Genomic DNA, 12,535 nt, shown 5'->3' with positions numbered 1-12,535 from the left:
ACCTCATGAAACAAAATAAGATGTCAAAATACTTTAAATATGCCATTGGCGAGATATTACTTGTGGTCATAGGAATCCTAATTGCGCTACAGATTAATAATTGGAATGAAAAAAGGAAAGCGGATTCCCAAGAAACTGTTTTATTAGAGCAACTACTATCAGATTTCGAAAGTAATTTGGAACAGTTGAACCAAAAAATATCAATGCGAGAAGATTTTAAAAATTCCTCTAAAATACTCTTGAGTTATATAGATAATCCAAAGCTTGCCAGTACAGATAGTGTAAATGATCATATTGGTAAAACCATGCCATATGCTTCATTTGATCCTATAATTATAGATTTAGCTGGTTCTGGTGAATTAAAACTTATATCCAATAACAAAATTAAGCAAGTTGTAACGCGCTGGACATCTGATATTAAAGACGTTATTGAAGACGAAATTATTTGGAAAGATTACCGAAACAATATTTACATTCCGTTTTTAGTAGAACACTATCAGCTCAGAACCATCAGAAATAAAGCCTATGAGACAAATCTACTAGGTACTTATTCTATTGATAGAAAAAATAATGTAACAAATTACGATAATCACGAAATTGGCAACTCTAACTTTGAAACAGATTATAATACATTATTGGGCAACCCAAATTTTGAAGATCACCTCACCAGATGTTATGCGATTAATAGTTGGACAAATGTGCAATCTGAAATTTTAAGATTACGAATTGTTGAAATTATAGATTTAATTAAATCTGAGCTGCAAAATGATTAAATTCTTCCGTCATATTCGACGTTCACTAATCCAAGAAAACAAAATGGGTAAATACTTTAAATACGCCATTGGCGAAATAATCTTGGTGGTAATAGGGATTTTAATTGCATTACAGATTAATAACTGGAATCAGAATCGTCTTAATGAAGACTTAGAATCTTTATACTATAAACGACTTTTAGATGATGTCAGAGAGGAAAAACAAATTCTTGAGGCTACTATTAATTATTCTAAAAAAGTTAGTTTTCATGCAAAAAGGGCAATAGCAGTTTTCGAAAATTCTACAAAGGCTTCCGATAATCCCGTTGAAAATATAATAGACCTGTATCAGGCAAGTCAATTTTCAGATTCATATTCTGCAGAATCAACTTTTAAAGAGTTAATTGCTTCTGGTCAAATTAACCTCCTTCAAAATGACAGTATAAAAACTGCTTTAATTAGGTATTATGATACAGAATGGTCTGAATCTGGAACCTTTACATTTGAAAACAAATATAGAGAGAATTTGAGAGGTAAAATGCCAGATGATATTCAAACACAGGTAAGATTGAATTGTGGAGATATCTATTTAAAAAAAGGGCACAGTTATCTCATAAGCTTACCTGACAAATGCAATATTGATCTCAATTTTAATATTGCAAAATCTGTTATAGATGAGTTACGTATGGACGAGAGTTTAAAAAAAGATCTAAGGTATCTAATTGGAAATGAGGAAGCAAAAATAAATGATTTAAAACCAGTACAAAAGCAACTCAATAATCTCATTTCACTTTTAGAGGAAATTAATAATAATTAACTATGATTAAGTTCTTCCGAAATATACGTCGCTCACTAATTAACCAAAACAAAATGGGAAAATACTTTAAATACGCCATTGGCGAAATAGTTCTTGTAGTTATTGGAATTTTGATAGCGCTACAGATTAACAATTGGAATGAACAACGAAAAGATAGCATTAAAGAACAAGCTATGTTAAAAAGGCTTGAAAAGGAATTTAGATCTAATAGAAAACAACTTCTTGATAAAATAGAACTCAGAAATACTATAATTAAAAGTTCTAGGCAATTATTAGAATATTTTGATACACCAGAAAATGTTAAACGCGACAGTATTTTTGCTTATTTAAGCACTATTCAGCCACCAACCTTTGATCCCATTCAAAACGACTTAGTAAGTTCTGGAAATATCGAAATTTTGAAAGATGAAGTGTTAAAACAACTACTCGTTAATTGGAGTACAGATGTTATTCAACTTCAAGAAGTAGAACAAATATTTCTCAGATTTTGTGAACAAAGACTCTTCCCGTATCTAAATGAAGTAGATATACAACGTGATATGATGTACACCTATTGGAAATATGCACCTAAAAACTTACTAGAATCTAAGAAAGTTGAAAACCTCATACCTGGAAAATCAAAACTCATTACAAAAACTGCAGATGAACTTTTAAGTGACTCGAAACTAGAAGGGAAAATTGTTTGGGCATTAACCCTAAATATGTTTAATAATCAAGAATCCCAAACCCTAATGAAACGGATTAATCGTATTCTTAAAGTATTAGATAACCAAATAGAAAAATAACGAAACCTCAACACTAGCCAATGATAAAATTCTTTAGAAAGATTAGACAAAAAATGCTGACTGAAAACAAGTTTGGAAAATATATGACTTATGCAGTCGGAGAAATTGTGCTTGTAGTAATCGGTATTCTAATAGCATTACAAATAAACAACTGGAATGAAAACCGAAAAAACAGGATAACAGAAGCAGACTATTACTGTAGAATTTTAGATGATTTTGAACGCAATGAAAAATTAATTGATGAAACCTCTGAACAGATAAGCAATAAAATAAAGCTTGCTAAAGAGTTGCTATTAGATTTAAACAATATACCAAATGATAGAAGTGACATACTTGATAAATTTGTATTAGCATTAAGACAGGACGTTTTTGTACCCAGCAATATTGCCTTTGAAGAGATTACATCCTCTGGCCAATTAAAGCTGTTAACAGATTTAGAACTAAAAAACAGACTGATTCAGCACAGTACTTTTTTGAACAACATTTTAAATCTACTTCAAGAAAATCGGAATGTCATTATTAATGGTATGAGTGATTTTGAGTTAAAGACTGAATTTGGATTTCAAGATCTTGATTATCTAAAGCGAGAGCTTGATGAAAAACATATTGCCCTTTTACCAAAAAATGACTGGACAAATGACCCTAATAATCCCATATTTATAAAGTTTCAGGACAATCTTGTTTTGTTCATAGGTATGCTGATTAGACAGAAACACCATTTGTCTAATTTAAAAACCGAAATGCAAGAACCTCTAAAACTATTAAAAGCCAAAAAGTGTCAATAGCAAAAGTAAAACCAACCCATGATAAAATTCTTTAGACATATTCGCAAATCCTTAATCCAAAAAAATCAAATGGGCAAATACTTTAAATATGCCATTGGTGAAATTCTACTTGTAGTCATTGGGATTTTGATTGCGCTACAGGTCAACAACCAAAATCAAATCAGAAATGAAAAACAAGCACTAAAAAATTACTTGGATAAAATCGCAATAAATGTAAAAAGTGATATTAAGGTTGCAGAATTCATGATTGAAAAAAGAACGCAACAATCATTATTGTGTGCTGAAGCTACAGAATTGATTTCTAAAAAAGACTGGAGTGACCAACAGAAAATTACCAATGCTGTATTTGCAATGATCATAGAACAACCTTTAAATTTTAATCGTAGTGGATTTGAATCTTTAAAAAACTCTGGCTATTTACAACACCTTGACGACTCTAAAATAGAAGAATTTATATATAAGTATTACAATTCAGTAGACAATGTACTCTTTGAAGAAACAAGTTTACAAGTATGGGCTAATGACTTGGATTTAGAATTGCATAAAAGCGGTTTCTTTTCAAATTGGTTAGAACTCGAAAAAAGACCAAATCAGAAACTGCGAGAGGCCTTGGGTAACTATACAGATACATTAACCGAACATAAAGGAAATGATATCGTACTATCTATTTTATATAGAGGTTTTTTGTTTACGGCAGAACTGACAGGCTTTTATGAAGAACAAGTAAACTTTGGAAATGAATTATTAAGAGCGATAGAAAACTATAATTATAAATTATAAATCACAACAAACTGTGCTTCAATTTAAATAGCCATTAACCATGATAAAATTCTTCCGCAAGATCCGCCAAAACTTAATTATGGAAAATCAAATGGGTAAATACTTTAAATATGCCATTGGCGAAATCATCCTTGTAGTCATTGGAATTCTAATTGCACTACAAATCAACAACTGGAACGAAAAACAAAAAGATATAGAAAAGGAACAGCAAATCCTTTTGAGTTTAAGGGAAGAATTCAAACAAAATATAAAGGAACTCGAGTTTGACCATGCTTTAAATGAAGGATGTTTAAATGCCATTGTTGCGTTAATGAATTTTGACCATACAAACCCATTTAAAACCAAAACCATTGATAGCTTACTAGGGCAAATGTATAATTACGCCACCTTTGATGCACGATTAGGTGTTATGAACGACATTACATCTTCTGGTAATCTAGAACTCATAAGAGATTCTAAATTAAAATATGCGCTCAACCAATGGACTGGAGAACTTGACGATTACAAAGAAGACATTATTGTTAGAAGAGAATATTGGGTAAACAATGTACCCAGAATAATTTACAAGTTCGTTCCACTGCGAAATGTAGATGCTTCCATGAATAGATCAGATTACAGACGCAACATTAGTATTCAACCTATGGACGTTCCAAAAGAAAATTACGTGGCTTTTCTGTCAAACCTAGAAGTAGATAGTATGTTGTTTGATTACTACATGAATCAATCCTATGTTACCGTAAACGAAAACGCTATCATGCGTTTTTTAAAAGAAACCTTAAGTCTAATAGAAGCCAATATTAAAGATGATTAAATTCTTCCGTCATATACGTCGCTCACTCATAAACCAAAATAAAATGGGTAAATACTTTAAATATGCCATTGGAGAAATTTTACTAGTAGTTATTGGGATTCTCATTGCACTTCAAATAAATAATTGGAATGAGAATCGCAAAAGTGAAAAACAAGAGTTGATACTTATGAAACAACTACAAACCGATATAATTTCTAACAAAAATGAAGTTAAAGAATTAAGCAAACGCCTCCACATTAATAAGATTGGAATAGATAGCCTTATATCTAAACTAACTAATCAGAACAATGATTTAACTGTACCAATTTATCTTGCACAAACGATGCGAAAAGTTGATTTTAACAGTGCACAATCTGGTTACAACATCATGCAAAATGGTAAGGCTTCTCTTATTTCAGATGAACAAGTTTTAAAAACAGTCCTCAACCTCTATGAGAACGACTTAGCCGACATTATGGATAGGCAAACTGATATGAATAATAGTATTGATTACATTCAAAAACATTTTGTCAATAAGTTATTTGTTCAAGCACAAAATAATCTAAATATAAAATTTAAAGAACTCGATGTTATAGCAACAGAGACTTTTGAGCCAATAACTTTTATGCTTTAGCAAAGAATATAGAATTTAAAAATACGCTTTTTCAACTAGGAAAGTTAGTTGAAACCCGATTAGCTTTTCTCAGCAATACAGAAAAAGAGCTTGACAGAACTTTAGATGTTTTAGAATCCAAAATAGAACAATAATTAAACCCTATTCTTTATAATCATTATGCACATATAAGTCTAAACAGTATGACTTGTTATTCTTGAACAAGCAGGAATCTATAATTAAAATAGAAGTATCAGTTCAAAACTTCTCTATAAAGTTTCAATAATTACTACCCTCTCAATATTACATTCCCTAACTTTAAGAACATTTTAACAAATACCCAAAATCTAAACATTAAAAAACTGGCGTAATTATTTAACAAGAATGCACCTACCCTTCTTTTTACTGAAGTTTTATTTAATACCATCATCAACTATGCGCATCAAAAAACACCTCGCCGTCCTAGCTCTAATCCTAATCGTTTTTTCTTGTAAAAAGAAGCCTGTCGAAACCGATAACATTTTCAAATTTCGTGATTATATAAGCTACACAACTTCTGGTCGTGTATCTATCGCTGACCCAATAAAAATTAATTTAGCTGAGGAAGTTAGTGACTGGGAAACAGAGCAAAGTATTGATGCCAAAATCGTAAAAACACATCCTTATGTTCAAGGTTCTTTAAAAGCATTAAACAAGCATACGCTTTTATTTACACCAGACGAAAACCTAGAGCCAGATACCGAATATACGGTAACGGTAAACTTAGCGGACATCTACAAAAACATTCCTAAAGACTTTGAATATTACACCTTTCAGTTTAAAACCATAAGACCAAGTTTCAACCTTATTACCAACAATCTTCAATCATATAGCAAGGAATGGCAATATGTTTTAGGAACGCTACAATCGGCTGATGTTATTTCTCTAGAGGATGTTAAAAAATTGGTGGAAGCCTCTCAAAACAACAAAGACCTCAACATTGTATGGCTAGAAAGCAACGACACATCTCGTTATTTCGAATTTAAAATCGATAGCATTAAGCGCGAAATTGAAGACAGCAAAGTGCTTGTCTCTTGGGATGGTAAAGCCATTAACGCAGATAATAAAGGGGAAAACTACCTCAACATTCCTGGCAAAAACAACTTTACCATTATAGAAACTAATGTGATTCAAAATCCTGAGCAACATCTTACGATTAACTTTTCAGACCCATTACAAAAGCAACAGAATTTTGCTGGATTAGTAACACTTCAAAATGTAAAAAATCCAAAATATATCGTTGATGGTAATGTGCTAAAAGTGTATCCAGACACTAAATTGGTTGGTAACATTAAAGTTGATGTGTTCACAGGAATTAAAAACACAGATGGTTTCAAACTCAAAAATCAATATACCCAAACCTTAACGTTTGAAGAATTAAAACCTCAAGTACGCTTAGTGAGTAGTGGCTCTATTCTTCCGAATTCAAAAGACTTAAAATTCAATTTTGAAGCCGTTAATTTGAGCAAAGTGGATGTGAGAATCATCAAACTTTTTGAAGATAATGTGCTTCAGTTTTTACAAGACAATAACCTCAACAGTGATAACAGTTATGCTATTAGAAATGTTGGTCGTCGCATTGCAAAAGAAACCATAACACTTATTCAAAATCCATCTCAAAACACAGGAAAATGGAAAGCTTACAGCATCGATTTATCTAAATATTTACAAGCAGATGCTGGTGCTATTTATCGCGTAGAAATCGACTTCAAAAAAGACTATTCTTTGTACGATTGTTCGTCAAATGTTGAAACTTCAGATGTTGATGAAGACGATTACTACGATGATTATTACGACGACTATTATGAGGATGATGTTTATGCTTCCGAAGACATTTCTGAAGAAGAGCAAGACTTAAGAGAAGAGCGCTATTGGGACAATCTTACTTATAGCTATAAGAACAGAAATTACAACTATCGCGAAAGAAATAATCCGTGTACAGAATCGTATTTCAATTATGGCAACAAAGGCATTGCTGCCAACCTAATTGGCTCTAACCTTGGTGTTATTGCCAAGCAAGGCAACGACAATACCTACTTTTTTGCGGTGACTAATATTTTGGACACCAATCCAGAACGTGGCACAAAAATCACTTTATACAACTACCAACAACAGCCTTTAGCCGATGGCATAACAAATCAAGATGGTATTGTGGAAATTGAAGCCAAAAAACGTGCAGCCTTTGCGGTTGCTGAAAAAGGCAACAACGTGAGCTATGTAAAATTGTTTGATGGCAACTCGCTGTCGCTAAGTAAATTCGATGTGTCTGGAAGTAGATTGCAACGTGGACTAAAAGGTTACATTTATGGCGAACGTGGTGTTTGGCGACCTGGCGACAGTCTGTTTTTAACCTTTATGCTTAATGACAAAGCGAACAAATTACCAAAGCGTCATCCTGTAAAATTAGAAATCACGGATCCAGTTGGCAAGTTGGTATACCGGAAAGTTTCGGTAGATAACATCAATAATTTCTACGATTTTAAAGTACCTACATCAGCAGATTACAAAACCGGAAATTACAATGCTAAAGTTTCGGTTGGTGGTGCCAATTTTACCAAAAATTTGAAGATTGAAACGGTAAAACCGAACCGTTTAAAAATTAAAATAGATTTTGAAGACAAGGTATTGACCAACAACAAACCACTTCAAGGCGATTTGAATGTGGCCTGGCTTCACGGTGCACCTGCAAAAAACTTAAAAGCTGAAATTAAAGCTAAATTCACAACAAAATATACCAGTTTTGAAGGTTATAAGAATTATGAATTCAACGACCCAACACGTAATTTCAGCACCGAAGAAACTAACGTTTTTGAAGGTAATCTTGATGCTGAAGGCAATGCAAAAGTCAATACAACATTAAACATTGGGAAAAATGCACCTGGAATGTTAAACGCACAATTCCTAGTTCGTGCTTTTGAAAATGGTGGCGATTTTTCTCTCGATGCGTTTACAGTGCCTTACGCACCTTATGAGAGTTTTGTTGGTTTGCGTTCGCCTGAAGGTAATCGTTATGGCTCTTTCTTTACAGATGAAAATCACACCTTTGATATTGCTACGGTTGATGCCAACGGGAAACCTGTTCAACGTAAAAAATTAGAAGTTAAAATCTATAAAATTGAATGGCGTTGGTGGTGGAATTCTTCTTATGACAACCTATCGAGCTACGTGTCTAGCAATTACCACAGACCAATGCAGCAGTATGAAATTGATACAGATGTTTCAGGTAAAGCAAGCTTCAAAATCAATATTCCTGAAAAAGACCGTGGACGTTATTTAATTAGAATTGTGGACCCAGTGAGTGGTCACGCTACTGGTCGTACGGCTTATTTCTATAAAAACTGGTGGTCTAACTCGCCATCTGGCGACAAGGATGCTGCTAAAATGTTAGTCTTTTCAACCGACAAGGACAACTATAATGTTGGCGAAACTGCAAAACTAACCTTTCCATCTGGTAGTGAAGGTAGAGCGTTAATCAGCATAGAAAATGGTACTGAAGTTTTAAAACACCAATGGGTAAAAACGCAACCTGGCGAGACTACAGTTGATATTCCTGTAACGCCAGAAATGGCACCAAACGTGTTTATCAATATTTCGTTGTTACAACCTCACGCTATAACGTCTAACGATTTACCGATACGTTTATATGGTGTTATTCCTATGATGGTAGAAAATCCTGCCACCAAATTAGAACCACAAATTAAGATGCCAGATGTTATAAGACCTGAGCAATCTTACGAGATAAAAGTGTCTGAAAAGAATAACAAACCAATGACTTACACCATTGCGGTTGTTGAGGAAGGTTTACTCGATTTAACCCGATTTAAAACACCAAATGCTTGGGATAGTTTCTACGCTCGCGAAGCATTGGGTGTAAAAACTTGGGATGTTTTTGACGATGTTATTGGCGCGTATTCTGGTAGTATAGACCAAGTGTTTGCTATTGGTGGCGATGGTTCTGCAGCTAAAGGCAAGAACAAAAAAGCCAATCGTTTTAAACCTGTAGTGACGTATTTAGGTCCTTTCCTTTTAGATGCAGGACAAACGCAAACGCATCAACTAAAAATGCCAAATTATATTGGTGCCGTGCGCACAATGGTTGTGGCAGGAAATAATAATAAAGAAGCCTACGGAAGTGCTGAAAAATCAGTTCAAGTTAAAAAGCCATTGATGGTTTTGGCAACCTTACCGCGTAAGTTAAGTCCTGGCGAAAAAGTAACGCTTCCGGTTACCGTTTTTGCAATGGAAAACAAAGTGAAAAACGTCAACCTATCCTTAAAATTAAGTGATGGCATTACGGTAAAAGGGCAACAAACACAGTCACTTCAATTTGATAGACCAGATGAAAAAATGGTATATTTTGAATTGGATGTTTCCAAAGCAAAAGGCATCAACACGATTGAAGTTATCGCTTCAGGAAATGGCGAAAAGTCCAACTACAAAGTAGAGATTGATGTTGAAAATCCTAACCCAATGACCTCTCGTGTTATTGATAAGGAATTGGCTGCCAATGGCAACCAAACCATTGATTTTTCAACCTTTGGTGAACCAGGTACCAACTATGCAACGGTAGAATTTTCAACCTTGCCACCAATGGATTTCTCTAAGCGTATGGAATATCTCATTCGTTATCCTTACGGTTGTGTTGAGCAGACTACATCTAGTGTATTTCCGCAGTTGTACTTAACGGATATTTTCGACCTAACGGACAAAAAGAAAAAAGAAGTGCAGCGAAATATTGAAAATGGTATTCGTCGTTTGGGCACATTCCAAAATCCTGATGGTGGATTAGGGTATTGGCGAGGCGAGCGAACCGCAAGTGATTGGGGAACGAGTTATGCAGGACATTTTATGATTGAAGCTGAAAAGAAAGGCTTTGTTTTACCATTGAGTTTTAAGAGCAATTGGATTGCTTATCAACGCCAAGCAGCTCGCAACTGGCGACCAAGTTACAGACATTACAATAGTGACTTAACGCAAGCCTACAGACTGTACACCTTGGCATTGGCAGGAAGTCCAGATTTAGCAAGTATGAACCGATTACGTGAGTTTGAAGAAATATCTAATGATGCCAAATGGCGATTGGCTGCGGCTTATGCTCTGGCCGGACAAAAAGAAGCGAGCCAAGCGATAGCGAAAACGGCCAATATCGATTTTCAACCTATCAATTCTGATAATTACACCTATGGTTCGTTACACAGAAACAGAGCAATGGCTTTAGAATCTATGCTACTTACCAACGATTCTAAAAAAGTAGAATTGGCAAAAAGCATTGCAAAATCGTTGTCTAGTGATAGATGGATGAGTACGCAAACCACAGCTTACAGCTTATTGGCAATGGGTAAACTTATTGTTGAAAATGGTGGAAAAGATTTAAAACTAAGTTATTCCATAAACGGAAAATCGGAAACCATTGATACTAAAAATGGTATTGCACAACGTAACATTCCTGTGAATGATGGTGCGAATCAAATTACAGTCAATAACAGCAGAGATAATGTAGTCTATGTTAGAATTTTAAACTCTGGTAAACTAAAATTAGGCGAAGAACTGCCTGTGCAACGTGGTTTTTCAATTTCAACAGTCTATAAAGATTTACAAGGCAACAGCATTGATGTGACCAAATTACAACAAGGTCAAGATTTTGTAGCAACAGTTAGTATTTCTAACCTCACGAGTGATTATGTAAATGATGTAGCGCTAACACAGATTTTCCCATCAGGTTGGGATATCGTCAACACGCGTTTTACCGATTTTGGCGACACAACGGTGAGCCAGGCCAGATATACAGACATTAGAGACGACCGTGTCAACTTCTTTTTTGATATGAATAGAAAAGGAAAATACGGCACAAAAACCTTTACAGTAATGCTCAATGCTTCGTATTTAGGCACCTACTATTTACCAGGTGCACAAGCCGAAGCTATGTACGATAATGATGATTATTTAGTACGCAACAAAGGGCAATGGGTTACTGTTGAGAAGTAAAATTCCTGCAAAAGCAGGAATCTCATAAAAGTAACGTCAGTTCGAGTGATTCTGACCAAAAATCAGAATTATATCGAGAACAAATAGAAGTGAAAAAAAGTTTCTTTTTCTCGATACTAATTTCAACCTATAAATAGCTTGAAATTCACTCGAAATGACAAAACTTGAAAAGACAAAGTAAATTTTAAATATATTCTGAATCAACACTTCGACAAGCTCAGTGTGACAGTTCAGAATGACATAAACAAAGCTAAACTACTTGTCGTCCGGAAGACAAGAATCCAAAGAGAACAAACCGCTAAAATGTTCAATTTAAAACTTAGAAAAAATGAAAAATTTAAAAATGATTTTAGCGATTGGATTTGTATTCAACATCCTAGTAGTAACAGCGCAACAAAGCGCTTATGTATCGGCAGAAAGCGGTTTGTCATTGAGAGACCAACCAGATGTTAGCGGCAAAATGCTAACGAAATTAGCCTATGGCGAAGCCATTGGTGTGTTAGAAAAAACCAACAAACAATTAGTTGTACTCGATGCTGGCGAAAAAGTAAGTGGCGAATGGGTTAAGGTGGAAACCAGAAACCATATTGGCTATGTATTTGATGGCTATTTATCATCAGAAAAGATTGCTAAAACCATTCGTTTGAAATTAAAAGATTTAAACGTTGAAATTAAAAACCTGGCGACGAGTGACTACAAGCGTTCGCACGATTTAAATAATAGCGAAACGGCAACCATCAATGTTGACACAGACGCAACACCAGAAGGCAAAAACATTGTATTAGTAGATAGCGATTATAAGCACGTAAGTTTGTTTCAACGCTATGAAAATAGTTTCTCATTTATGAGTGCAGATTCTAAATGTAACACTAACGAGTGGACACAATTTGACACCGAATGGAAGCCATTAAAGCAATTGAATTCTAATACTTATGAGACTTTGACATACACTGAAAAGGATTGGATTACTTTTATTGAAACAGCAACGAAAGATTTAAAAGATGATGTGGTAGATAAATGTGGTGAAGATTGGTTGAATTATGTAAAAACCATTGATAACGTTAAAGATTTTCCTGTGAGTGTATCGACAAATCGTGTGTATATCAAAATGATTTTAACCGATTTTGAAGATAATGTAACAGAAAAAATCATTGAGTTTGAGATGTCAAAAGGTTCTTGAAATATAAAT

9 protein-coding genes are annotated in these 12,535 nt (G+C 34.2%); all 9 read left to right on the top strand.

Annotation, left to right across the window (positions count from 1 at the left end; genetic code table 11):
• Positions 1-20: 20 nt before the first annotated feature.
• Positions 21-773: a DUF6090 family protein gene (locus ACXAFS_RS02620; RefSeq protein WP_475305106.1), complete on the top strand. Its 753-nt coding sequence runs from the start codon at positions 21-23 to the stop codon at positions 771-773.
• Positions 766-1,569 (top strand): DUF6090 family protein, encoded by an 804-nt coding sequence (locus ACXAFS_RS02615; RefSeq protein WP_475305105.1) that lies wholly within the window; start codon positions 766-768, stop codon positions 1,567-1,569. Before ACXAFS_RS02620 ends, ACXAFS_RS02615 begins: the two co-directional genes overlap by 8 nt.
• Positions 1,570-1,571: 2 nt before the next feature.
• Positions 1,572-2,354: a DUF6090 family protein gene (locus tag ACXAFS_RS02610; RefSeq protein WP_475305104.1), complete on the top strand. Its 783-nt coding sequence runs from the start codon at positions 1,572-1,574 to the stop codon at positions 2,352-2,354.
• A gap of 20 nt (positions 2,355-2,374) precedes the next feature.
• The gene (locus ACXAFS_RS02605) at positions 2,375-3,139 is read left to right on the top strand and encodes a DUF6090 family protein (protein ID WP_475305102.1); all 765 of its coding nucleotides are present in this window, start codon (positions 2,375-2,377) and stop codon (positions 3,137-3,139) included.
• 69 nt (positions 3,140-3,208) lie between these two features.
• Positions 3,209-3,919, top strand: coding sequence for a hypothetical protein (locus ACXAFS_RS02600; RefSeq protein ID WP_475305101.1), 711 nt, complete (start codon positions 3,209-3,211; stop codon positions 3,917-3,919).
• A gap of 79 nt (positions 3,920-3,998) precedes the next feature.
• Positions 3,999-4,730 carry a DUF6090 family protein gene (locus ACXAFS_RS02595; RefSeq protein WP_475305100.1) on the top strand — a complete coding sequence of 244 codons (732 nt, stop codon included), beginning with the start codon at positions 3,999-4,001 and terminating at the stop codon, positions 4,728-4,730.
• Positions 4,723-5,343, top strand: coding sequence for a DUF6090 family protein (locus tag ACXAFS_RS02590; protein ID WP_475305098.1), 621 nt, complete (start codon positions 4,723-4,725; stop codon positions 5,341-5,343). Before ACXAFS_RS02595 ends, ACXAFS_RS02590 begins: the two co-directional genes overlap by 8 nt.
• 414 nt (positions 5,344-5,757) lie before the next feature.
• Positions 5,758-11,346: an alpha-2-macroglobulin family protein gene (locus ACXAFS_RS02585; protein WP_475305097.1), complete on the top strand. Its 5,589-nt coding sequence runs from the start codon at positions 5,758-5,760 to the stop codon at positions 11,344-11,346.
• Between the two features lie 328 nt (positions 11,347-11,674).
• On the top strand, positions 11,675-12,526 hold the full coding sequence (locus ACXAFS_RS02580; protein WP_475305096.1) for an SH3 domain-containing protein: 852 nt from the start codon (positions 11,675-11,677) through the stop codon (positions 12,524-12,526).
• The last annotated feature ends 9 nt before the right edge of the window (positions 12,527-12,535 follow it).

It is taken from the genome of Winogradskyella sp. ABM4_392 (genome assembly GCF_056160445.1).
The sequence above is the reverse complement of the archived record's forward strand: the minus strand, read 5'-3'. Positions and strand labels throughout refer to the sequence as shown.